Below are 24,969 nucleotides of genomic sequence, written 5' to 3' on the forward strand. Positions count from 1 at the left end.
ATAAATTAACTATGGGAGCGAGATTGCTTCGTTCCTCGCAATGACATAAAAAATGAAAATAATAGCGGTAATTCCGGCGCGATACGCATCAACACGTTTTCCTGCAAAACTAATGCAGGATTTGGGAGGTAAAACAGTAATTTTAAGAACATACGAAGCTGCGGTTTCTACAAATTTATTCGACGATGTTTTTGTTGTAACCGATTCTGATTTAATTTTTGGCGAAATTGTTTCTAACGGAGGAAAAGCCATAATGAGCATCAAAGAACACGAATCTGGAAGCGATAGAATTGCCGAAGCTATTGCTAATCTTGATGTTGATATTGTAGTAAATGTACAAGGCGATGAACCTTTTACAGAAGCCGGACCTTTAGAACAGGTTTTATCTGTTTTTAAAAATGATGAAGAGAAAAAGATTGATTTAGCTTCGTTAATGCGTGAAATTACCAACGAAGACGAAATCAATAATCCAAATAATGTGAAAGTGGTTGTAGATCAATCGCAGTTTGCCTTGTACTTTTCAAGATCGGTAATTCCGTATCCGAGAGATGCAGCTACTGGAGTTCGTTATTTTCAGCACATCGGAATTTATGCTTTTAGAAAACAGGCTTTATTAGATTTTTACAGCCTTCCTATGAAATCTTTAGAAGCTTCTGAGAAATTGGAGCAGTTGAGATATTTAGAGTTTGGAAAACGCATAAAAATGGTCGAAACGACTCATGTTGGAATTGGGATTGATACGGTTGAGGATTTAGAAAGAGCGAGAGCAATGTTGAGAGATATTTAATCAATTCTATTGGAACACGGGTTTTACGGATTCGCTTTCGCGAAAAAGCGGATTAATACGGGTTTTTACGCAATCTTGTCATCCTGAGGAACGAAGGATCACACCAGAAATTCGGGGTAGAAAGTCGCCAATCTTTGTCGAGTTACGAGTGTGATCCTTCGTTCCTCAGGATGACAAAATAAAAGCAAAAAGCCCCAATTTGGAGCTTTTTTTATTATCTAAAACATTCTAAATCCTTAGTACAAACTAGGAAATTTAGAAGGATTAACTTCATTCATCATGCTGTAAATTTTCTCAAAAATATCTTCGGCAGAAGGTTTAGAGAAATAATCGCCGTCAGTTCCGTAAGCTGGTCTGTGTGCTTTTGCAGCAAGAGTCTGCGGTTTACTGTCAAGATATTTATAAGCATCTTGTTCTTCCAGAATCTGCTGTAAAATGTAAGCCGAAGCTCCACCCGGAACATCTTCATCAATTACTAAAAGACGGTTTGTTTTAGCGACACTTTTTACAATATCTTTATTAACATCAAACGGAAGTAAAGACTGAATATCAATAACCTCACAATCAATTCCTAAAACTAGTAATTCCTCAGCAGCTTGTTGAACCAATCTTAAAGTCGATCCGTAAGAAACCAAAGTAATATCTGCACCTTCTTTTAATGTTTCAACAACACCTATCGGAGTTTTGAATTCACCAAAGTTCAAAGGTGTTTTTTCTTTTAAACGGTAACCGTTCAAACATTCAATAACTAAAGCCGGTTCGTCGCACTCTAAAAGCGTATTATAAAATCCTGCAGCCTGAGTCATATCTCTCGGAACCAAAACATGGATTCCGCGAATAGCGTTTATAATCATTCCCATAGGAGAACCAGAATGCCAGATACCTTCTAAACGGTGTCCGCGGGTTCTGATAATTAATGGAGCTTTTTGTTTTCCAACAGTTCTGTATTGTAAAGTAGCTAAATCATCGCTCATGATTTGAATAGCATACAATAAATAATCAAGATATTGAATTTCAGCAATTGGGCGTAAACCTCTCAGAGCCATTCCAATTCCCTGACCAATAATAGTGGCTTCACGAATTCCGACATCGGCAACACGAAGTTCACCGTATTTTTCCTGCATGCCTTCAAGACCTTGATTTACGTCGCCAATGTTGCCAACATCTTCTCCAAAAATCAATGTTTCAGGATATTTACTGAATAAAACGTCGAAGTTATCACGAAGAATCATTCTTCCGTCTAAATCCGGTTTTGCATTTTCGGCATATTCAGGAAGTACTTTTTCTACAGAAAACACATTTTGTGCAGATTCTGAATGCAGGTTACTGCTGAATTTTCCCTGAGTAGCTCCAATAAAATTTGTAATCCAGTTTGATAAAAGAACTTTACTGTTTGGAACTTCTATAAAACGAAGAATCTTTCTTGCGTAAACCAGAATTTCTTTCTTTAAAGGCGCTTTTATCGCACTTAATTCTGAAATATATTTTCTGATTCTATCTTTATGATTGATGCTTGCTTCTGCAATTTGTTCCAATAAATCCAAAAGATTTTTTTGATCTTCAATTATCGGATTGATGAAATCGTTCCACGCATCTTTTTTAGCTTCAAGAACTTCCTTCTTTAATTCAAAATCAAGTTCTGCTAATTCTTCCGGTGATGCAATATTAATAGCAATCATCCATAAACGCATTTGACGAATACAGTCAAAATCTTTTTCCCAAGCTAATCTTTCTGCATTTTTATAACGTTCATGAGAACCAGATGTAGAGTGGCCTTGCGGCTGCGTTAATTCGTTTACGTGAATTAAAACCGGAATATGTTCTTCACGTGCAATTGCGCCCGCTCTTTCGTAAGTCGAAACCAACTCAGCATAATCCCAGCCTTTTACTCTAAAAATTTCATAACCTTTAGAATCTTCATCACGCTGATATCCTTTTAAGATTTCAGAAATGTTCTCTTTTGTAGTTTGATGTTTGGCGTGAACCGAAATTCCGTATTCATCGTCCCAAACACTCATTACCATCGGAACTTGTAAAACTCCGGCAGCATTTATAGTTTCAAAAAACAAACCTTCAGAAGTACTTGCGTTTCCTATTGTTCCCCACGCAACTTCATTTCCATCTACAGAAAATTTATCTTTAATGGTAATTCCATTAACATTTCTGTAAATTTTTGAAGCTTGGGCTAATCCCAATAATCTTGGCATTTGTCCTGCGGTAGGCGATATATCTGAGCTTGAATTTTTTTGTTTTGTTAAGTCTTTCCAGGATCCGTCTTCGTTTAAACTGTGCGTTACAAAGTGTCCGCCCATTTGTCTTCCTGCAGACATCGGATCATGTTCTAAATCAGTATGACCGTATAAACCTGCGAAAAATTGTTTAGAAGTTAATTCGCCAATTGCCATCATAAAAGTCTGATCGCGATAATAACCAGAGCGGAAATCCCCATTTTTAAAGGCTTTTGCCATTGCAAGCTGCGGAACTTCTTTTCCATCACCAAAGATTCCAAATTTGGCCTTTCCTGTCAATACTTCTTTACGACCTAAAAGACTACATTCTCTGCTTGTTACAGCAATTCTATAGTCGTTTAATACCTCAGTTTTGAAATCTTCAAAAGTTAAAGTAGTATTGCTTTTTTCTGTTATCATAATCTTGTAGGGGTCATGTTATGACTGCGAAATTACTTAAAAACAATCAATAATCATAATTCTTTAAAATAAATATAATTTAATTATTTGTATTTAAAAACAGAAAACTACGTACTTTAATTATGTTATTTTTATGATTTTTATCTTTTTTGTGATAATAACTTACGTTTTTGATTAAAATTTATTTAATTAAAACCATTTTCGGGTAAAAAGAGTAACTAATGCTTTTGGAGCCAAAGTGATAACAAATCTGATTTTTTCATCGTAATTCTTTTGAGAAATTTCCCATCCGTTATTTGAATAGACCGGAAAATAAAGTTCAAAGTAGTCTGGAACAAGGTTTAACCGCACTCCGCTATCATAAGCAAAAAATACATTTTCATGTTTATTTTTCAAAAGCCCAACATCGCCATAAACTTCAACCCAGTCCCACAATGCATAGCTGGCGTTTAAAGTTGTCATCCACTGATTACCAAATGAAGGATTTAATTTTGATTTAAAACCACCTTCGGAAATTACATATTGCTGGCTGAAAATCCCACTAGTTTCAGATCTTCCCAAGATATTATAATCAAACAAATAATCTGTAGGTTTATCTAAACCAAAACTAAAATAATCAGAATTGGTTTTATTATACAGGAAACTTCCGGCAAACAATCTTAAGTTTAGTTTGCGGTTATTTTCAAATAACCTTCTGTATTCAACTTCTCCGGAAACTTTTCCAAAGCCTCCGCCAAACTGAACATCAGTCATGAAATTAAAATGATTAACCAATTCTGTTTTTGTGTTTACGTAACGTGCATCAAAAACAGAATAATTAGGTCTGGAATTATCTGTAATAAATTCGCTTGCTTCCCTGTTTACAATTACCTGACGAAATAAAATAAGCTGTTTTCTATTATCTCTAAAATTCTCTTCACGAATTCGCAGCTGCACCATAGGATTTAATCGCAGATAAGTAGCATCTGGCGCATAATGAAAATAGTTCTGGCTTATAGAATATCGCACATTATATAAAGTACTGTTTCGATAAAACTGATTCAAAGAAAAAGCAGATGAACCCGAAATTGTCCCCGCTTTTATGGAATAGGCCGGATTAATATCAAAAGTAAAAGGTTTATCTAATATCGTTTTATTATGAAAACGAATTCCCGGTGTTAATCCGTCATAATAATTATACGTTAATGTTGGAATATATAAAATCTGGTTGTAATAAGGGTCTTCAAGATCTTTGGCAAAATTAAATTTTATAGGACGATTGGTAATAACCAGACTTTTTAGCGATTTCCAGTTGTTTCTTTGATTGAATTCAGGAACCTCGTTATCATAATTAATAACTAATTTGTCCGCATTTTTTCGGTCAAACTGATAAACAGAATCTGTTTTTTTAGGCTCAATCCATTCCTTGAAAACAACTTCATTTTTCTTTAAACCATAAATAGGAATTGGAGCATAAATATCGGTTTTGTTTTTTATTGAGAATTGTACACTATCTGCAGTTTTGGAAACATGCGTAAATTTATAGTCAATAATTTCACGTGAATCGATTATCGTTCTAAAAAACCAGTCGATATTTTTCGGACTTTTTTCAGTCAGGATTTTTTCAAAATCATAACGATTTGTCTGCTGTGTTTTATTTAAATTATAAAATTCCTGAATACTTTCGGGAACAATATTATGATTCAAATAATCATCAAGATAACTTAAACTTAAACCTGCGCGGTATTTACTTGCAATTTGTTCGTTAAATTTTATCAGCGTATTTTTTGGATCTCCAAGCGGCTGATCCAGGTTTTTACGGGCCATCAGCATATAATAATAACTGTACTGCTCATTAAAAGTCAGGTTGGTAATATTGTAACTTTTAAAAAGTTTCATTTTTGAAAGTTTTCCCAGCATTTTTTCATCCAGATGATTTTCTTCCATGTATTTCATCATGGCATAAATCTGGATTCCGTCATAAACCCAATTGTCTTTACGAGGATCAAGACGAAGTGAGTTTTTTAAATAATTGTTCAAATAAGTTTTAAAGAAAGTTACTTCAAACATAAACTCATCCGAAAACGGACTTAGAAACGAAGGCAGCTGATTCAATCCATAAAAAGGATTTCTTTCATAATCTGCCTGCGAAACCGTAATTTTTTCATGCGGATATTTACCAAGAAATTCATTTGCAAAAGCAGCAACCCGGTCAATTATAATCGCTTTTTGAATTTCGCTGATTTTCTTGTTTTTCAAATCCGAAAGAACTTCTATTGTCCCATTATCATAACTCTTAAAATTATTTTGTTTTTCGATAATTAAATTAAAGTCTGATCTGTTTTTTCCCGAAAAAGAATAATTAGTAAATGCCGAATTCGAAACGTCTTTTGAAACCGAATTTAAATCCGTTGTAATCGAATAATCATTCGGGATTTTTATTTCAACTTCATAATCGACAACCGCATTTGCAATGTCGTCAAGATTAAAGTTATTGTGTCTTATAAAACGGTGATTTTCAAAACGTGCAGGATTTAAAAACCAGTTTTTTAAATTCATTCCGTTTTGGTTAAATCCATAATGCGTGAATTTATCACTCGGAATTTTTGAAATATAATTGACATGCAGAGTGATTTGTTCTCCCGGATGTAATTTTTGGTTTAGCCTGACAACAATAAAATCCGGGTTTTTATCAGTTCTCTCCCATTCAAGTGCAGTAAAGTTAGAATCGGTTAGATTTAAAATTGTTGTATTTCCTCTTTCAATAGCTTTTGCTAAATGAAAACCGCGATAAAATTCATCAGAAAAACGTCTGGCCAAAGGCGTGTTTTTATCCGCAAATGCATTGTTCCAATCATTCAAAACAATAGAAATCAATGTATCGTTTGAAGTATTGTAATACGTAATATCCTGTTTTACATTCAGCGTCTTTAGTTCAAGATTAACTGCCACTTCCATCTTAGACTGATGTTGTGCGTACTGTTTTATTGAACTAAATAAAACAAAAATGAGAATTATAATTTTATATATTGATTTCAAGAATTGGCGTAAAAATTATAAATATACCTAAAATTATATGCATAAATTTATTCATGGCTTTATGTAAAAATAGCATAAAAAAAGCTGTTTTAAAAAACAGCTTTCAATTTTTATATCGCAAAGGGTATAAATTTAACCTTATAAGTAAAATAAATGCAGATTTTTTTAAGAATACTTAATCTTATAATATTTATTTACCCTGTAAATATTTTTAGAAATTCGGACTCAAATCGTATTTCTTGTAGAATTTATCCAAAACGTCAACAACTTCATCTTCAGTATCTACGATCTTGAATAAGTTCAAATCTTCTGGGCTTACAGTATGCATTTTTTCTACCAAAACCGTTTTTACCCAATCCAGTAAACCTGACCAAAATTCAACTCCAACCAAAATAATCGGGAATTTTCCAATTTTCTTAGTCTGAATCAAAGTGATCGCTTCAAACATTTCATCCAGCGTTCCAAAACCTCCCGGCATAACCACAAAGCCTTGCGAATATTTTACGAACATAACTTTTCTCACAAAGAAATAATCAAAATTCAGGTTTTTATCGTGATCGATATAAGGATTAAAATGCTGTTCAAAAGGCAGTTCGATGTTTAAACCAACCGAAGTTCCGCCGCCTAAATGCGCACCTTTATTTCCGGCTTCCATAATTCCCGGGCCTCCTCCCGTAATTACACCATAACCGGCTTTACTAATTTTAAAAGCAATTTTTTCTGCCAGTAAATAATATTTATCATCTGGTTTTGTTCTCGCCGAACCAAAAATAGATACACACGGACCAATACGTCCCATGCTTTCGTAACCGTTTACAAATTCGGACATGATTTTAAAAATCGCCCAGCTGTCATTTGTTCTAATTTCATTCCAGGTTTTTTGTTTTAAACTGTCCTGGATTACTTTATCCTCATCATTATCAAAATCTTCTAATCTCATTTTAGGTATTTTAATTATTTATATTTTATTAAGCTGTCATTTTAATTATAGTCGAAGGAAGGAGCTGATTCCTGCTGTCCACTATATTCCCGATAAACAAAAATTATGGCTAAAAAGCCTTGTTTTTCTAAATCGGGAGATGCCGTTCCCATCAGGGCTAGGCATTAGTTTTCAATTAAACATTAGTTTAACTAAATACATCTTTCTTTCAAAGTTTAAAATTTTGACAAAAAAGGGATACTAAATTAACTCTTTTTTTGAGAATTGTTACAAAAAAGGAAATTTATAATCTAAAAGCAACGTTTAGAAAAAGAGAAATTCAGTTTTTTAATTCATTATCAAATAATTGCGATAAATGAAATTTTAATAGCACATTATAATTGTGCTTAATATGTGCCGTTCCTACGGAACTCTACTGCTTGGCACATTGATATTTTCAACGGATTGAAATCCGTTGCTACCGATATTTCGTTCCTACGGAACTTATTTGCGCTGGGGCTATTCAACGACGGATTAAAATCCGTCGCTACCGACATGTCGTTCCTACGGAACTTTTGTAAAACAATCAATTTTAAAAAACCATTCAATCATTTTATATTGTAAAGAAAGGTTTTAATTCGTTGAAAATATCTATATCCTAATAATAGAGTTCCGTAGAAACAATACATGTTGCAGCAAAATATTTCATTCGCCCCAACAATAAAGTTCCGTAGGAACGACATGTCGGTAGCAACGGATTTTAATCCGTTGAAAATATAAATACGCCCCAAGAATAGAGTTCCGTAGGAACGGTACATATTGTAGAAACGGATTTCAATCCGTTAGTGATTTTGACACAACGGATTTTAATAAATTTTAATCCATCTCATTAATGACGATATTTTATTCCAATTCTTTTTTCAAAAACTTAGCCGTATAACTTTTTTTATTTTTTGCCACTTCTTCCGGAGTACCTTTGGCAATTAATTGTCCGCCGCCTTTTCCGCCTTCAGGGCCAATATCAATAATATAATCTGCAAGTTTTATAACGTCCATATTATGTTCGATAACCAAGATTGTATTCCCTTTATCAACCAATTTATTGATAACATCCATTAAAACGCGGATATCTTCAAAGTGTAATCCAGTTGTAGGTTCATCCAGAATATAAAACGTATTTCCTGTATCTTTTTTAGACAACTCTCCAGCCAGTTTTATACGCTGAGCTTCACCTCCAGAAAGCGTTGTGCTTTGTTGTCCAAGTGTAATATATCCTAAACCAACATCCTGGATTGTTTTTACTTTTCTGTAAATTTTCGGAATATTTTCAAAAAACGGAACAGCTTCATCAACTGTCATATCCAAAACATCCGAAATTGATTTTCCTTTGTATCGAATTTCTAGTGTTTCTCTGTTAAAACGTTTTCCCTGACACGTTTCGCATCCCACGTAAACATCTGGTAAAAAGTTCATTTCGATAGTTCTTACCCCAGAACCTTCGCAGGTTTCGCAGCGTCCGCCTTTTACATTAAAGCTGAAACGTCCGGCTTTATAACCACGAATCATACTTTCAGAAGTCATGGTAAACAGGTTTCTGATTTCTGTAAAAACTTCGGTATAAGTAGCTGGATTTGAACGCGGTGTTCTTCCAATTGGGCTTTGGTCAATATCAATTACTTTATCAATATGTTCTAAACCTTCAATCTTTTTATAAGGCTGTGGTTTTTTTACTCCGTTAAAATAATAAGCGTTCAGAATAGGATAGAGCGTCTCGTTAATCAAGGTCGATTTTCCACTTCCTGAAACTCCAGTAACGCAGATTAATTGTCCTAAAGGTAATTCTATCGAAACATTTTTCAGGTTATTTCCCGTTGCTCCGGTTAGTTTTAAAAATTTTTCGTTTCCTTTTCTTCGCTTTTTTGGAATCTCTAATTTCATTTTACCATTCAAATATTGAGCGGTAATGGTATTCGATTTTAAAGTTTCTGCCGGAGTTCCTATGCTGATAATTTCTCCGCCGTATTTTCCGGCTTTTGGGCCAATATCAATTACATAATCTGCGGTTTCGATCATGTCTTTATCATGTTCAACAACAATAACCGAGTTTCCAATATCACGTAATTGCTCCAGAGATTTAATCAGTTTTTCATTGTCTCTTTGGTGTAAACCAATACTTGGTTCATCCAAAATATATAAAACACCAACCAACTGTGAGCCAATTTGTGTTGCTAATCGAATGCGCTGTGCTTCACCTCCCGAAAGTGATTTTGAACTTCGGCTTAAAGCCAGATAATTCAAACCAACATTCATTAAAAAGTTCAAACGATCTTTGATTTCTTTTACAACTTCAGAAGCAATTAAAAGCTGTTTATCAGTTAAATGACTATTTAAATCCTGAAACCAAGCTGTTAAATCTGAAATATCCATATCACACAATTCAGTGATATTTTTTTCATTAACCCTAAAAAACAACGCTTCTTTTTTAAGACGAGAACCTTCGCAAACCGGACAGTTAATTTCATCCATGAAATCTTTTGCCCAGCGTTTTATGCTTGTAGTTGCGCTTTCGTCATATTGATTTTTGATGAAATTTGAAATTCCTTCAAAATCAATTTTGTATTCTCTTGTTACGCCAAGATCTTTTGAATTGATGGCAAATTTATCTTTTCCTCCATATAAAATCATCTGCATGGCTTCTTCAGGAATTTTTTCAATTGGATCTGTAATTTTAAACCCAAATTTTTCCCCAATAGTTTCTAACTGCTTAAAAATCCATGAAGATTTATATTCGCCAAGCGGAGCAAATCCACCGCTTTTAATCGATAATTTCGGATTTGGTATGATCTTTTTAACGTTGATTTCGTGAACCGTTCCTAATCCGTTACAATGCGGACAAGCACCTTTTGGTGAATTAAAAGAAAATAAATTTGGTTCTGGATTTTGATACGAAATTCCGGTTGTTGGACACATCAAATTTCGGCTGAAATAACGAACTTCATTTGTATCCTGATCTAAAATCATTAATACATTTTCGCCATGATGCATCGCTGTATTAATACTTTCCGCCAATCGTTTTTGATTGTCTTCGGTATTTTCAATCAACATTCTGTCAACTACAATTTCAATATCGTGCGTTTTGTAACGATCCAGTTTCATTCCTGTAACCAAATCCTGAACTTCACCATTTACACGGACTTTTAAAAATCCTTGTTTGGTAATTTGTTGAAATAACTCAGCATAATGTCCTTTTCTGGCTTTAATTACCGGGGCAAGAATATTAATGCGCTTGCCATTGTAATCCTGAATAATCAAATCCTTAATTTGTTCATCAGAATAGGAAACCATTTTTTCGCCGGTGTTGTAACTGTAAGCGTCAGCACCACGAGCATATAAAAGTCGAAGGAAATCGTATATTTCAGTAATAGTTCCTACGGTTGAACGCGGACTTTTACTGGTTGTTTTTTGTTCAATTGCAATAACCGGCGAAAGTCCGTCGATTTTATCTACATCCGGACGTTCTAATCCGCCAAGGAACTGCCTCGCATATGCAGAAAAAGTTTCTACATAACGGCGCTGACCTTCAGCATAAATGGTATCAAACGCTAATGATGATTTTCCCGAACCCGAAAGACCTGTTATTACAACCAGTTTTTCACGCGGAATAGAAATATCGATATTTTTTAGATTATGAACTCTTGCGCCAAGAACTTCAATAGTATTGTCTTTATCTAGCATAAATTTGAGCAAAACGCAAAGTTACCACTTTGATTTGTTCTTTTAGTACTAGAGTATAGAAGTTTATGTTAAAAATTGTAACAAAATAACGCTAGCCTAAACTAGCGTTTTCTCTTTCTTGTTGCCATATATTCCTCGATGGCTTCTTTGGTCGTGTACCAGTTTCGGCCTTCTTTGTAGGCGTCGATTTTTCCTGTTCTGGCCAGTAAACTTACATATTCCTGACCGTAAGCGGCTTCTGGTTCGCTTACAATATTTATGATAGGCTGATAATCATAACTGCTGTCCGGCATCGCGGTTAAATATATATTTAAAGTTCGCTCCAGTGCCTGGCACATCAAAAGGGTTAACTTTTGATAATTGCCATTGTTTGCCTGATTAAGTGCTTCGTAATATTTTTTTCTATCGTTTTTAAGGACAATTGCCGGCGGAAAACCGCAACGCATTAATAACAGGTTCATGCTTAAACGAACGGTGCGGCCGTTTCCATCAAAAAATGGATGTATCCAGACTAATTTATGATGATAAATTGTTGCCAGCTCTATATCGTTTAATCCTAAAGGATTTGTATTGATAAAATCGATTAATTCATCTAAAAGATCTGAAACTTTATTGGCGTTTGGAGGCATAAAATTAGCTCCCGAAATTCGAACGCCGCCATTGCGGATACGACCTGCAAAATCATCTTCGATAGAACGTAAAACTAAACCGTGGATGGAAAGAATATCAATGCTTCGAAGTTTGTAAGTATCATCAACAATTGAATATAAATAATCAATTGCTTTGTCGTGATTGTGTGTTTCAAAGTGTTCCCGAAGCGATTTCCCTTTTATAGTCATTCCTTCCTGAATTACCATTTGGGTTTCGCGTAAACTCATTGTGTTTCCTTCAATGCTGTTTGAATTGTAGGTCCATTCTAGCGATAAACTTTCGCGGATTTTGTGTAAAGCGATATTAGGCAGTGGTCTGCTGTTTTGCAGATCGAGCCTTTTTTGGTATAATCGATCAAATGTTGATTGAAATTCTTCTCTGTATGTTAAGTCTATGTTCCACATAATCCTACAAAATTACTTCTTAATATCGGATATTCCAAATTTTTAACTTATCCGGTATTAAGCTTATTCTATTGTCATGGAACGAAGTTTCATTCTGTAGGCTTCAAGTGCAATAGATTTTGAGATCATACCAAAATATTTTTCATTTCGTAAAACGGGAAGAAAAGCGGTTTTTGATCTTTCGAATTTAGTCATTACGACCTCCATGCTGTCATTTGAAGAAATCGTCGCAGCCGGAGTTTTCATTACGTCTTTGATCAAAGTATATTTTACACGGTAAGCATTAAAGATAATTTCTCGAATATCATTAAAATGTACTACACCAACAAGTTCTCTTTCATTATTTACAACGGCAAAAATTACCTGATTGGAGTGTGAAATAAGATCAACTAATTTGCTTAAATGTTCTTCTGGGGAAACCGTTAAATAATCAGTTTGAATGATGGTGTCAATATCTAAAGTCGATAAAATGTTAGAGTCTTTGTTGCTGGTAAAAGCATGCCCTTTTTTAGCCAGATTTTTTACGTCAAGCGAATATTTTTCAAAACGTTTTGAAATAGCAAAACTGATTGACGAAACAATCATAAGCGGAATCATTAAACCATAACCTCCGGTGATTTCTGCAATAAGGAAAATTGCAGTAAGCGGTGCATGAAATAATCCGCTCAAAATTCCGGCCATTCCAACCATTGTAAAATTACTGATAGGTAATTTTGCTAAACCGGTAAGAATGATAAATTTAGAAAAGAAATAACCTAAATATGATCCTAAAAATAGGGAAGGAGCAAAGTTTCCTCCGTTTCCACCACTTCCAATTGTAAGTCCCGAAGCAAATACTTTTATCATCATGGTACAACCCACAAAAAGCAATAAAACCCATTGGTTGTTTCTCCAGCTGGCAAATAAGGTATTATCTAATAATTGCCCGGGATCACTTTCTGATAAGATTTTGATACTTTCGTAACCTTCACCAAACAGTGTTGGAAATATAAAAATAAGAAGCGCGAGAAGTGAAGAACCAATCAGGGCTTTTTTATAAGGTCCCATTTTTAGTTCTGAAAAATAATGCTCTACTTTTTGAAAATTTCTAGAGTAATACACAGCAATTGCGCCCGTTAAAACACCTAAAACTACATAAAAAGGAATATTGTGATAATCAAAAGTTTCTTGTTTTTTGAAAGATAAAAGAATGCTTTCATCTAACACAATTGCCGAAACCAAAGCTCCGGTTGCTGCCGAAATCATAATTGGCGTAAAGGCAGAAATACTAACATCGACCAAGAGAACTTCTATAGCAAAAAGAACTCCGGCAATAGGTGCATTAAAAGCAGCCGCAATTCCTGCCGCAACACCACAGCCAATCAGTAAAGTTCTGTCTTTATAAGCTAATTTATAATTCTGCGCATAGTTTGAACCAAAAGCAGCTCCTGTAATCACAATTGGGCTTTCTAAACCTGCAGATCCCCCTAAACCCACAGTCAAAGAGCTTGTAACAATCTGTGCGTACATTTGTTTTTTCGGAATTATACTCGCTTTTTTAGCAACAGCGTATAAAATTTGCGAAGTTCCTTTTTGAATGGTTCCGTTTAAAACTTTTTTCACGACCAAAACAGTTAGTAAAATACCAATAATGGGCAGGATACTATTAATAAAACCTAATTTTAAAATTCCGCTGATGTAAGTTGCAAATGAAAAAACGCTATGGGCAAATGTTTTTAAAACAATTACCGCAAACGCACAGGAAATTCCGACCAAAACACTGGATAAAAAAATGAATTGCTTTGGTGTCAAAATAGATTGAGCTAAAGCAATAATACTTTCTAATCTTCGAAAAAGTTTTTTTATCATTGTATTTTTAAAAAGTTACGGGAGAATGCAAATTTAGCTTTAAACATTCGATTTTGTCAAATTTTTCTACTAAAATCTTTTTACTTTAAAATCCCGCAGCTTTGTCATCACCACGAAAATCGGCACCTCCCTCAAGAGTATTGTCTGGCAGAACCAAAATGGCATCTACTTTACCAATTACAGGTGTAGTTTTTTCGTTGATTAAATATCCTTTAGCTTTTAAACTTTCGATAGTATTATAATTGAACGTATTTGGCTCAAATGTAATAAGATCCGGAAGCCATTGATGATGAAAACGAGGTGCATTTACAGCTGCCTGCATACTTAAATTATACTCGTATACATTTAGGATAGTCTGCAATACAGATGTTATAATGGTAGACCCGCCCGGAGAACCTACAACCATAAATAATTTTCCGTTTTTTTCTACAATTGTCGGTGTCATAGAACTTAGCATTCTTTTTTGAGGGGCAATACTGTTGGCTTCGTTTCCAACTAATCCAAACATATTTGGTGATCCCGGTTTTGCACTAAAATCATCCATTTCGTTGTTTAAGAAAAAGCCTAATTCATCACAATAATATTTAGACCCAAAACCGTCATTTATTGTTGTGGTTGCAGAAACAGCATTTCCAAATTGATCTACAATTGAATAATGCGTTGTTTCGGTACTTTCGTTATACGTAATTTTTCCTTCTTTTATTTCTGATGATAATGAAGCTTTCTCTGAGTCAAAATTCGACATTCTTTCTTTTAAGTAAGAATCTGATAAAAGGCCATTAATTGGAATTTTTACAAAATCGGGATCTCCTAAAAACTGACTTCTATCGGCATAAGCTCTTCTTTCTGCTTCAACAATTACCTGAATCGACTGTTCTGAATTATGCTTCATTTTTGATAAATAAAATGGAGAAATCATTTTCAGAATCTGTGCCAGACAAATACCGCCGCTGCTTGGCGGACCCATCGAAGTAATCTTTAAATCTTTGTAATCAAACTGCAGCGGATTCCTCCATTTTGCTTCGTAAGATGCTAAATCTTTCAACGTAATAATACCGCCTTTTTTCTTAAGATAATCAACTAAAACCTGAGCAGTTTTGCCTTTGTAAAATTCATCTTTTCCGCCTTTTAAAATTCGTTTAAGCGTACTGGCAAGCGCAGGATATTTGATTGTATCGCCTTCCTTAAACTTTCCGGCCATTAGTGTATTTGGTCCATTTGCTTTTACAATGGCATCATGATAATTCTCAAGCTGTTTTTGCTGTTTTAGTGTTACAACGACACCTTTTTCTGCAAGTGCAATAACAGGTTTTAAGATTTCTGACATGGGCAGAGAACCAAATTTTTTATGAACGGCAAAAACTCCGGCTATGGTTCCGGGAACGCCTATTGCAAAAGGAGTTTCGGTGCTTTTTCCGGGAATTACATTTCCGTCTTTGTCCAGAAACATATTTTTTGTTGCAGCAAGCGGCGCTTTTTCACGGTAATCTAAACTTCCAACTTCGCCATTTGCTTTTCGGTAAACCATAAATCCGCCGCCGCCAAGATTTCCCGCATACGGATAGGCTACTGCCAGAGCCAGTTCGGTTGCGGCCATGGCATCAAATGCATTACCGCCTTTTTTCATTATTTCTACACCAATTTTTGATGCTTCTATGCGAGCCGAAACGACCATTGCTTTTGAAGCTGTTAAACCAGTTGGTGCTGCAGCATGCTGTGCAAAACTATAAAAAGATATAAAATAAATAAGAAGTGAAATTTTTTTCATAACAAGAACATATTTTATAAAATGGTTAGATTTATAAGGAAAGTAACTTTTGTTTGGCTTGTTGTTGAACATCCTCAAAAAAGAGAGTAAATTCCTGTTCAAATTCTGTATAAAATTCTTTTAATTCTTCACTGGCAAACTGCATTTTTGAAACATTTCTCGACCTTCTGTCCATCTGAGTTAAAATTTGATGGATTCCTTCGACAGTTCTGTAACTTAAAAGCCAGTTTCTTTCAATCATGTAAGGCATTAAGCCTTGAGTTTTTTCGGTTAAAACAGCATAATTTTCATGCAGTGAATTGTAAAAACGATTAATGAAATCTTCTAATTTTTCATCGGAATAATTTGCCCAGTTTTTGGCTAAAAAATGATCGTAAACTATATCTATAATTACTCCCGAATAATGGTGGTATTTATCATGTAGACGCCTTGTACTTTGTCTAAAAACATCATGAGAGTCAGTATAAGTGTCAATAAATCGGTGCAAAAGAATTCCTTTTTGAACATCTTGCGGAAAATGTTCAAACTGTTTTCCGCGAATGCCGTCAGCCATAAAATTGCCAATTTTAATTAAGTCATTATCACCGGAAAGATATATATGGGCTAAGAAATTCATTTTTTTTTATCTAGGTTACTAAGGTTCTAAGTTGCTAAGAAACTAAGTTGTTTTAGTAAAAGTATGAAAACTTTTTCAGATCGTTTTGTTATATTATTCTGCTTTAGACTTTCGTTATTAATTATTTTTTAATAATCTTAGAATCTTAGCAACTTCGAGCCATAGTAACTTTTTTTAAAATCTTAGCCTCTTAGCACCTCAGAACCTTAGCAACTTTTTTATATTTGTAATAAAATAACAGAACTCACAAAGATGACTTTAATAAAATCGATTTCAGGAATACGAGGAACAATCGGTGGAAAAGTGGGAGATAACCTGACTCCTGTTGACGCTGTAAAATTTGCATCGGCATACGGAACTTTTCTAAAAAACAATACTTCAAAAGAAAAACTAACAGTTGTAATAGGCCGAGATGCGAGAATTTCAGGGCCAATGATTCATAATCTTGTTGTAAATACTTTAATAGGTTTAGGAATTAATGTAATAGATCTTGGGCTTTCGACAACGCCTACGGTTGAAGTTGCGGTTCCTCTTGAAAAAGCAGATGGAGGAATTATTTTAACGGCATCTCATAATCCAAAACAATGGAATGCTTTAAAATTATTAAATGAAAAAGGAGAATTTTTAAGTGGTGATGACGGCGCTAAAATTCTTGAAATTGCCGAAGCTGAAGCTTTTGATTTCTCTGATGTTGATAATCTTGGAGAAATTACGCTTAATGATGCTTATATGGATATTCATATTGATGAAGTATTGAATTTACCTTTAGTTGATGTTCAGGCTGTAAAGGACGCAAAGTTTAAAGTTGTTGTTGACGGTGTGAATTCTTCGGGAGGAATTATAATTCCGAACTTGTTAGAACAAATGGGCGTTGAAGTGGTAAAATTATACTGTGAACCAAACGGACATTTTCCGCATAATCCAGAACCTTTAAAAGAGCATTTGACGGATATTTCTGAATTAGTTGTAAAAGAAAAAGCGCATTTAGGAATTGTTGTTGATCCGGATGTTGATCGTTTGGCTTTTATTAGTGAAGACGGCGAAATGTTTGGTGAAGAATATACATTAGTTGCCTGTGCAGATTATGTTTTAAGTAAAACTCCGGGAAATACGGTTTCGAATATGTCTTCGTCCCGTGCATTGCGTGACGTAACAAACGGACATAACGGAAAATACGAAGCAAGTGCAGTAGGAGAGGTAAATGTTGTGGAATTAATGAAAAAGAACAATGCAGTTATTGGCGGCGAAGGTAACGGTGGAATTATTTATCCTGAATTGCATTACGGACGTGACAGTTTGGTGGGAGTTGCTTTGTTTTTAACGCATTTAGCGAATAAAAAAATAGCAGTTTCGGCATTGAGAGCTTCTTATCCGGAATATTATATGAGCAAAAATAAAATTGAATTAACACCTCAAATTGATGTTGATGCGATTTTAACTACTATGACAGAGAAATACAAAAACGAAGATATTTCGACAATTGACGGCGTTAAAATTGATTTTGCTAATGAATGGGTTCATTTAAGAAAATCTAATACAGAACCAATTATTCGAATTTATACTGAAGCACCTTCTCAAAAAGAAGCTGATACTTTAGCACTTCGAATTATTGATGAAATAAAAGTAATTGCAGGAATATAACTTTTGCAATGACAAATAAAAAAAGCGCCTTTCAAATTTATGGAAGGCGTTTTTTGTATAGTTAAAAATTAGTTCTTTATAATTTTCATTGATTTGGTAACCGAACCATACGAAATATTTACAATATAAACCCCAGCGGCTAATTTATCACCAATCTTAATATCTTCATTTGTAGAGTAATCATTAGAAGAGAAACACACACTTCCTTTCATATCCACTATTTTTAGAGATATAGGTTCTGTTGTAAATGATTTTATATGAAGTGTAGACTCAACTTTAATTGGATTTGGATAAACGGTAAAAGAATCACTATCAGTTTTCGGATCATTTACACCCAAATTTCCTGAGGCTGCATCAATATAATTAAAATTCATATCGTTTGATTTGAATTTAATTTTCAAATAAACTTCACCTTTTGGTAATGTAACTCCGTTTACAACTTTGTCTGCATAAGTTTGATATCCGCCAGTTACAGGAAACGTTTCATCTGTTTTTACTACAATATCATTTACCAGAATGTCAAATTTTCCGGGAATAGCTGGCGAAGCAACTCTAAAAGTTAGATTATAACTTCCGGCATTGGCGACATTTAGCATAAATTCGTTCCAGTCGCCGCTGTCTATAAAACATACATTTTGTCCGGTTCCAGAATCTGTAGTATTTTGTAATCCGGTTCCTTTTCTTCTATAATGTTTGTTGGCAGTTATTCTACCTGGAACATTCATTTTTTTTGCTGTGAAACTCTCATTTATGTAAGTAGTTCCAATTGGTTTTAAAATGCCGCTTGTGAGGCTTAGTAATTGTCCTTCGAGCATATCTGTCCAATTTGAAGGAACACGGCCGGTAAACCATGAATATCTGTAAATATCCGGATCATTTTCAAAGCTGTTTACGATTTGTTTCATAAACGAAATTTTATCTGTTTCAGACTGAATAACCCGGTTTGCAAATTCTGTTACCCAAACCGGACGATTGAAATTTTTAAGGTTTCCGGTAACACCAATAACTGAACCTGCAGAATTATCATAAGTATGAAAAGCAATATAATCGACTTTACAATTTGGGCATAAAAGAAAAAACTGATTGTGCCAGGCTACGGGATCACTGTATCCGCCATAATTATCAGGGCCGTTATAAGCGGGAGAGGCGCTGACAATTTCGAGATTTTTTGCAGCGGCGATTTTCTCTACATTTACCCATGCATTTACAGCTTCCTGCGGAGTTAAACGTGCACCGTCATTAAAATTTGGTTCATTAAAAGCTAAAAGATATTTTGCTCCAGGTTTAATACGATCTATAAATGCTTGTACTTCGGCATCACTTATTTTGCCCCATACCATTGGAACATATTCTACACCAAGAGTTTGATAATTAGCATTAATGTCATTTTCAGGAAGTGATCCCCAATTGTACCACCAGGAAATCCCGGGTTTAAGCGCTAATAAATCGGCTGTTGAATTATTTCCATAAGCAATTCCGCGTTTTGGACTTTGTGCAAATGTTGTAATTGTTATTAACGAAAATATAAAAAGTAACTTTTTAATCATGGTTAAAATTTTGATGAGGTTTTTTTATTAGATTTAGTTAACTCCAAATTTATATGGTTTGGGTAGTTTTTAAGTCAAAAAAAAATATTACAAAAACCCATCAAAATGTATTTTAAAGCCTTTAAAAACCTTATGATGAAAACTGTAGATTTCAGTAAAAAAGAAAATCCAAAAAGCAGTAATTACTTTTTGGATTTTCTTTTGTAAATTATTTATTCACGCGGTGTTTCCACCTTTTGTGTGTCCATAGATAAAATTCTGGAGCTTCAAGAATTTGTTTTTCTACCTCTTTCAGGTATTTTTCTGTAATGTCAAAATTTTTATAATCATTAGGATTATCAGCAATAGATAAAAAAGCAGCTTCATAATAACCTCTTGAAACTTTTTTTACTTTTACCATGATTACGCTTAAATCATATTTTTTTGCAAGCATTTCGGCTCCTGTATGCACGGGAACTTCTATGCCCATAAATTTCATCGAATGAAAAATCCTGTCCAATTTAGGCGATTGATCACTGGCAAGTCCATACATGCTTAGTTTTCCATCACGCTGATTTTGGGCCATTGTTGGGATTGCTTTTCTTGTTTCGACTAATTCGGTATTGTATTTTGAACGAATTTTTCGAATCAATTTGTCAAAATAAGGATTGGCAATTTTTTTATAAACTGCAATTCCCTGAAAACCAATTTTAGGGTTTATTGTTAAAAGCCATTCATAACTTGCATAATGTGAAGCGACAAGAATTACACTTTTACCTTGTTTTGCATATTCATGTACTAATTCAATATTAGTTACATGAAATCTTTTTTCCATTTCTTCAGGTGTAATACTCATTGTTTTTATCATCTCTAAAAACATATCACACATATGGTGGTAGAATTTTTTCTCAATTTTTTTTCTTTCAGCATTACTTAAATGAGGAAAAGTAAGTGCCAGATTTTCGCGTACTATTTTTTTACGATATCCAATAATTCTATAAACAAGAAAGCAGACAAGATCTGAAAACAAATAAAATAAACGAAATGGGAGTATAGAGATAAGCCAAAGTAAAGGGAAGGCTATTATATAAACAATAAATTGCATCTAAAAATTTTTCTGCAAATATAATGTAAAAATGAATAAGCTCGATATTTTGGATTCTCATCAACTTATGTTTGATATTGATTATCTTTACCATTCACATTAAATATTATTTATGAATATCATTTTAATTGGGATTATAGCGGCCAATGTACTGATTAGCTATAAAGGTTTTAACGATCTTTATTTTTTTAGAAAATACGAATTTCATGTAGGAAGCATTCGAGCGGGAGAACAAATCAGAATGCTTTCGTCTGGTTTTTTACACGCCGATTTTATGCACTTGGCGTTTAATATGCTGACACTTTGGTTTTTTGCTCCGGTTGTTACTAACGGGCTTGGAAAAGTTTCCTTTGCTTTAGTATATTTTGGAAGTTTGATCTTTGGAAGTTTATTGACAATGCTGTTTCATAAAAACGATTACAGTTATCGTGCTGTTGGAGCATCTGGAGCTGTAACCGGGGTTTTGTATTCTGCGATTTTGCTTCACCCTGATATGATGCTTGGAATTTTTGGTATAATTCCGATTCCTGCTTACCTTTTCGGAATTTTATATTTATTGTATTCTATTTATGGAATGAAAGCTAAAAATGACAATATTGGCCACACAGCGCATTTTGGAGGTGCAATTGGCGGATACTTAATTACTTTGATAAAAGAGCCTTCATTAATCTATAATGAAACTTTCATGGTTGTTTTATTATTAATTCCAATTTTGATTCTTTTTGGAATGGCTAAATTGGGGAAATTGTAATGCTGGCATAACTTTTGACAGGCCTTTATCAATAACTTAAAATATAACAGAAATGAGAAAATTAGTATTATTTTTAACAATCATGTTTATGACTATGTCTTACAGCCAAGAAACCAAACAAATTCCTCAAATTAATGTAAATGGAGAAGGAAAAGTAAAAGTAGCACCTGATCAGGTTTGTATTTCAGCTACGGTTGAAACAAAAGGGAATAATGCTAAAGATGTCAAAAAGCAAAATGACGAAAAAATGGATGCTGTTTTAAAATTCATAAAAAAAATGAATCTTCCTGCAGCAGATTTCAAAACAAAACAAGTTGCACTTAATCCGCAATACGATTACGAGAAAAAGAAAACAAGCTACAATGCGAGACAAACTGTAGAGATCGTTTTAAAAGATTTATCTAAATATGATGAATTGATGGAAGGTTTGGTACAGCAGGGAATTAATCGTATAGACAGAGTTTCTTTTGAATCTTCTAAATTAACATCATTACAGTCAGAAGCCAGAAAATTAGCGATGAAAGATGCTAAGGCAAAGGCAGAAGATTACGTTTCAGTTTTAGGTCAAAAAGTAGGGAAAGCTTATGTTATTTCAGATAATTCACAAATTTATCATCCACAGCCAATGTATGCAGCTATGAAATCAATGGAAGCTGATAGTGCAGGAGCTTCAAACGAAACATTAGCAATTGGAGAAATCGAAATTACTGCAAATGTTAGTGTAAGTTTTATTCTTGACTAAATAATTTAAATTCCAAATAATATTAAATTCCAAATTCCAATTTTTAGATTGGGGTTTGGATTTTTTTTATTAATGAAGATTAATAAATCTTTCGAACTTTAATAAAGTAAAAATATATTGGAAGTGCATAACCTATAAAAAGAGCTAGTGAAGAGGAAGATATTGCCAAAACATTTGTTGTAAAAAAATGTTCAGACAAGGAATATTAACTTTTGTGGTAAAAAAGTGCAGTTCCCGTTAACAACTATAGATAATGAAATACTCCTGAAAATGGTAATATTTGATAAAATTTGGTTGCATTTTATAATTTGAAACATAGTTTAAAAGAATTGTCTTTGCAATAATTGTAATTTGTGTGAATAAAAAACTCAAAAAAACAATTTATGAAAATGAATTTTTTAGAGACAATAGTTCTCAAAGCGCCCATATTTTTTTCAGTTATTATTTTAATGACTGTTAGTTTAAGTCCTATCTCTGCACAAGAAAAAGATACAAAAGAGGCCCAGAATAAATTACCTTATTCTGATCCGGTATTTAAAGGAAAAATTGGAAAAACATATAAAGAATCTACTGCTGTCTGGCCTGAAATCCCAAAAGCAGCTACCGGAGCACCAAATGTAGTTATCGTTTTACTTGATGATGTCGGATTTGGACAAACTTCTACTTTTGGAGGATTAATACCAACCCCCAACTTGGATAAACTAGCATCAGAAGGTTTAAAATACAATAGGTTTCATACTACTGCAATATGCGGTCCATCCAGAGCTGCACTTCTTACAGGAAGAAATCATCACGATGCCGGAAATGGATTTTTGATGGAATGGGCTACAGGATTTCCTAATTATTCTACCATGATTCCAAAGGCCGCAGCAACGATGGGAGAAGTTTTAAAAGATAATGGTTATTCGACTTGGTGGTATGGAAAAAATCACAATACTCCAGATTGGGAAACCAGCGTGGCCGGACCTTTTGACCGCTGGCCAACAGGTTTAGGATTTGACTATTTCTATGGCTTTAATGCTGGTGAAGCACATCAATATTATCCCGTAATTTTTGAAAATACATTGCCTATAGAACCTGCTAAATCACCGGAAGAAGGATATCATCTGCTAACGGATATGACAGATCGCGCAATTTCTAAAATGAAATATTCTAAATCGGTATCTCCAAACAAACCTTTTTTTATGTATTTCGCGCCTGGTGGGATGCACGCACCGCATCATGTTACCAAAGAATGGCGTGATCAGTTTAAAGGTAAATTTGATATGGGATGGGAAAAATATAGAGAAGAGGTTTTTGAGAATCAAAAAAGAATGGGGATTATTCCACCAGATACAAAGCTGACACCAAAACCTGATTGGGTACCGGCATGGGAAACTTTAAATGATAAGCAGAAAAAAGTTTATAATGCACTTTTTGAAAATTACGCTGGCTACTTTGCTTTTACAGATCATGAGGTTGGCCGACTTTTGGAGGCAATAAAAGAGCTTCCTGATGCAGAGAATACTTTAGTGATTTATATAGTGGGAGATAATGGTGCTTCTTCTGAAGGCGGTCCGGACGGAACTCTTGACGAAATAAAAAGTTTATCTGGTATGAATGCCAGTTTAGATGATATAATTAAAGATCTTGATAAACTTGGCGGCCCGGAAACGGAACCTCACTATCCAGTAGGATGGGCATGGGCAGGAAATACACCTTTTCAATGGGTTAAACAGGTTGCGTCTCATTTAGGTGGTTCCAGAAACCCGATGGTGATAAGCTGGCCAGCACGTATCAAACACGATGATAAACCAAGAGATACCTTTTTGCATTTAATAGATGTTGCCCCAACAGTTTATGAAGCAGCTCATGTTACTATGCCTGAATATGTAAACGGAATAAAACAAATTCCGCTGGAAGGAAAATCATTTTTACCAACTTTTACAGATAACGCATACAAAGGAAGAACCGAACAATATTTTGAAATTCTAAGCAACCGCTCGATTTATGAAGATGGGTGGAAAGCCAATGCACAACATACTTTACCGTGGAGACAGGATGTTGCACCTGGAAATTGGGATAATGATAAATGGGAACTTTATAATTTGAATACTGACTTTTCTGAGGCAAATGACCTTGCTGCTAAAATGCCGGACAAACTTACTGAAATGAAGAAAAAATTTGATCAGGCAGCAGTTAAATATCATATTTATCCACTTGATGATCGTGGTGTAGCCCGAGCTTTAATTCCTAAGCCATCACCTCCTGGACTTGATCCTAAAACTACACATTTTGTATACTATCCTGGCGCTGTCCGTTTACCGGAGACAGCCTCGCCGGCTATTAAAAACCGCAGTTGGACAATTACCGCAGCTATAACAGGAAATGTTCAGAAAACAAATGGGGTTATTATAGCGGCTGGCGGAGTTTCTGCAGGAATTACGCTGTATGTAAAAGATGGAATTCCAGTTTTTGATTACAACTATTATGGGAAACATACTATTATAAAATCTCAAAAAGTATTGGGTAAAGAACCAGAAACCATAGTATTAGATTTTAATTATGCAGGGGGTGGTATGGGTAAAGGAGCAGAGCTGATCTTGAAGGTTAATGGGCAGGAGGCTGGAAAAGCAAAAATGGACGCAACAGTTTTTGCGCGTTTTGGTGCAGATACTTTTGGTATTGGCGAAGACAGCGGTCAGCCAGTAACTTTTGATTATAAGCCGCCTTTTAAATTTAATGGAACAATTGAAAAAGTTGCTATAGATTTAAAATGACAAGTACTTGATTACTTGAGTTTAATAAGAATAGATAATTTTATATTTAGC

Annotated in this window: 15 protein-coding genes; 5 read left to right on the forward strand and 10 right to left on the reverse strand. The window is 34.3% G+C overall.

The features are described from left to right. The first annotated feature begins 52 nt into the window (after positions 1-52). Positions 53-787 carry a 3-deoxy-manno-octulosonate cytidylyltransferase gene (gene kdsB, locus LUU93_RS08075; RefSeq protein WP_232680130.1) on the forward strand — a complete coding sequence of 245 codons (735 nt, stop codon included), beginning with the start codon at positions 53-55 and terminating at the stop codon, positions 785-787. 236 nt (positions 788-1,023) lie between these two features. On the opposite strand, the gene LUU93_RS08080 is transcribed toward kdsB, so the two are convergent. The 8 genes from LUU93_RS08080 to LUU93_RS08115 form a co-directional block, all read right to left on the reverse strand. Further along, positions 1,024-3,435, reverse strand: coding sequence for an alpha-ketoacid dehydrogenase subunit alpha/beta (locus tag LUU93_RS08080; protein ID WP_232680132.1), 2,412 nt, complete (start codon positions 3,433-3,435; stop codon positions 1,024-1,026). Between the two features lie 189 nt (positions 3,436-3,624). After that, positions 3,625-6,372 carry a gluzincin family metallopeptidase gene (locus LUU93_RS08085; protein ID WP_232680135.1) on the reverse strand — a complete coding sequence of 916 codons (2,748 nt, stop codon included), beginning with the start codon at positions 6,370-6,372 and terminating at the stop codon, positions 3,625-3,627. Between the two features lie 292 nt (positions 6,373-6,664). Next, entirely contained in the window at positions 6,665-7,393 is a 729-nt protein-coding gene (locus tag LUU93_RS08090; RefSeq protein ID WP_056200002.1) for an LOG family protein, read from the reverse strand. An 882-nt stretch (positions 7,394-8,275) separates the two neighbouring features. Continuing rightward, entirely contained in the window at positions 8,276-11,107 is a 2,832-nt protein-coding gene (gene uvrA / locus LUU93_RS08095; protein WP_232680136.1) for an excinuclease ABC subunit UvrA, read from the reverse strand. Positions 11,108-11,208: 101 nt separating this feature from the next. Then, entirely contained in the window at positions 11,209-12,162 is a 954-nt protein-coding gene (locus LUU93_RS08100) for a Fic family protein (protein ID WP_232680138.1), read from the reverse strand. A gap of 63 nt (positions 12,163-12,225) precedes the next feature. Next, positions 12,226-14,010: a chloride channel protein gene (locus LUU93_RS08105; RefSeq protein ID WP_232680140.1), complete on the reverse strand. Its 1,785-nt coding sequence runs from the start codon at positions 14,008-14,010 to the stop codon at positions 12,226-12,228. Between the two features lie 85 nt (positions 14,011-14,095). Then, positions 14,096-15,778, reverse strand: coding sequence for a gamma-glutamyltransferase (gene ggt / locus LUU93_RS08110; protein ID WP_232680142.1), 1,683 nt, complete (start codon positions 15,776-15,778; stop codon positions 14,096-14,098). A gap of 31 nt (positions 15,779-15,809) precedes the next feature. Beyond that, entirely contained in the window at positions 15,810-16,394 is a 585-nt protein-coding gene (locus LUU93_RS08115) for an acyl carrier protein phosphodiesterase (protein WP_232680145.1), read from the reverse strand. Positions 16,395-16,646: 252 nt separating this feature from the next. Here LUU93_RS08115 and glmM point away from each other — a divergent pair, with 252 nt between their 5' ends. Then, positions 16,647-18,035: a phosphoglucosamine mutase gene (gene glmM / locus LUU93_RS08120; RefSeq protein WP_232680147.1), complete on the forward strand. Its 1,389-nt coding sequence runs from the start codon at positions 16,647-16,649 to the stop codon at positions 18,033-18,035. A gap of 68 nt (positions 18,036-18,103) precedes the next feature. Here the strand turns inward: glmM and LUU93_RS08125 are convergent, their stop codons facing one another. Then, a complete protein-coding gene (locus tag LUU93_RS08125; protein WP_232680149.1) occupies positions 18,104-19,582 on the reverse strand; it encodes a glycosyl hydrolase in 1,479 nt (492 codons plus the stop codon). 208 nt (positions 19,583-19,790) lie between these two features. After that, complete coding sequence (locus tag LUU93_RS08130) at positions 19,791-20,666, reverse strand: lysophospholipid acyltransferase family protein (RefSeq protein ID WP_232680151.1); 876 nt, start codon at positions 20,664-20,666, stop codon at positions 19,791-19,793. 112 nt (positions 20,667-20,778) lie between these two features. On the opposite strand from LUU93_RS08130, the gene LUU93_RS08135 reads away from it, so the two are divergent. From LUU93_RS08135 to LUU93_RS08145, 3 genes are all read left to right on the forward strand, one after another. After that, positions 20,779-21,417: a rhomboid family intramembrane serine protease gene (locus LUU93_RS08135; protein ID WP_232680154.1), complete on the forward strand. Its 639-nt coding sequence runs from the start codon at positions 20,779-20,781 to the stop codon at positions 21,415-21,417. A 52-nt stretch (positions 21,418-21,469) separates the two neighbouring features. After that, entirely contained in the window at positions 21,470-22,159 is a 690-nt protein-coding gene (locus tag LUU93_RS08140; RefSeq protein ID WP_232680156.1) for an SIMPL domain-containing protein, read from the forward strand. Between the two features lie 383 nt (positions 22,160-22,542). Continuing rightward, on the forward strand, positions 22,543-24,918 hold the full coding sequence (locus LUU93_RS08145) for an arylsulfatase (protein ID WP_232680157.1): 2,376 nt from the start codon (positions 22,543-22,545) through the stop codon (positions 24,916-24,918). The last annotated feature ends 51 nt before the right edge of the window (positions 24,919-24,969 follow it).

Origin of the sequence: Flavobacterium soyae (assembly GCF_021245985.1) — a bacterium.
GTDB classification, from domain to species: domain Bacteria; phylum Bacteroidota; class Bacteroidia; order Flavobacteriales; family Flavobacteriaceae; genus Flavobacterium; species Flavobacterium soyae.

Bases quoted from the DNA above. Each gene is read 5' to 3' on its own strand.
- ggt (WP_232680142.1), bottom strand. From the start codon at position 15,778: ATGAAAAAAATTTCACTTCTTATTTATTTTATATCTTTTTATAGTTTT.
- LUU93_RS08080 (WP_232680132.1), bottom strand. From the start codon at position 3,435: ATGATAACAGAAAAAAGCAATACTACTTTAACTTTTGAAGATTTCAAA.
- LUU93_RS08085 (WP_232680135.1), bottom strand. From the start codon at position 6,372: ATGGAAGTGGCAGTTAATCTTGAACTAAAGACGCTGAATGTAAAACAG.
- LUU93_RS08125 (WP_232680149.1), bottom strand. From the start codon at position 19,582: ATGATTAAAAAGTTACTTTTTATATTTTCGTTAATAACAATTACAACA.
- LUU93_RS08105 (WP_232680140.1), bottom strand. From the start codon at position 14,010: ATGATAAAAAAACTTTTTCGAAGATTAGAAAGTATTATTGCTTTAGCT.
- LUU93_RS08130 (WP_232680151.1), bottom strand. From the start codon at position 20,666: ATGCAATTTATTGTTTATATAATAGCCTTCCCTTTACTTTGGCTTATC.
- LUU93_RS08100 (WP_232680138.1), bottom strand. From the start codon at position 12,162: ATGTGGAACATAGACTTAACATACAGAGAAGAATTTCAATCAACATTT.
- LUU93_RS08140 (WP_232680156.1), top strand. From the start codon at position 21,470: ATGAGAAAATTAGTATTATTTTTAACAATCATGTTTATGACTATGTCT.
- LUU93_RS08145 (WP_232680157.1), top strand. From the start codon at position 22,543: ATGAAAATGAATTTTTTAGAGACAATAGTTCTCAAAGCGCCCATATTT.
- LUU93_RS08115 (WP_232680145.1), bottom strand. From the start codon at position 16,394: ATGAATTTCTTAGCCCATATATATCTTTCCGGTGATAATGACTTAATT.
- kdsB (WP_232680130.1), top strand. From the start codon at position 53: ATGAAAATAATAGCGGTAATTCCGGCGCGATACGCATCAACACGTTTT.
- glmM (WP_232680147.1), top strand. From the start codon at position 16,647: ATGACTTTAATAAAATCGATTTCAGGAATACGAGGAACAATCGGTGGA.
- LUU93_RS08135 (WP_232680154.1), top strand. From the start codon at position 20,779: ATGAATATCATTTTAATTGGGATTATAGCGGCCAATGTACTGATTAGC.
- uvrA (WP_232680136.1), bottom strand. From the start codon at position 11,107: ATGCTAGATAAAGACAATACTATTGAAGTTCTTGGCGCAAGAGTTCAT.
- LUU93_RS08090 (WP_056200002.1), bottom strand. From the start codon at position 7,393: ATGAGATTAGAAGATTTTGATAATGATGAGGATAAAGTAATCCAGGAC.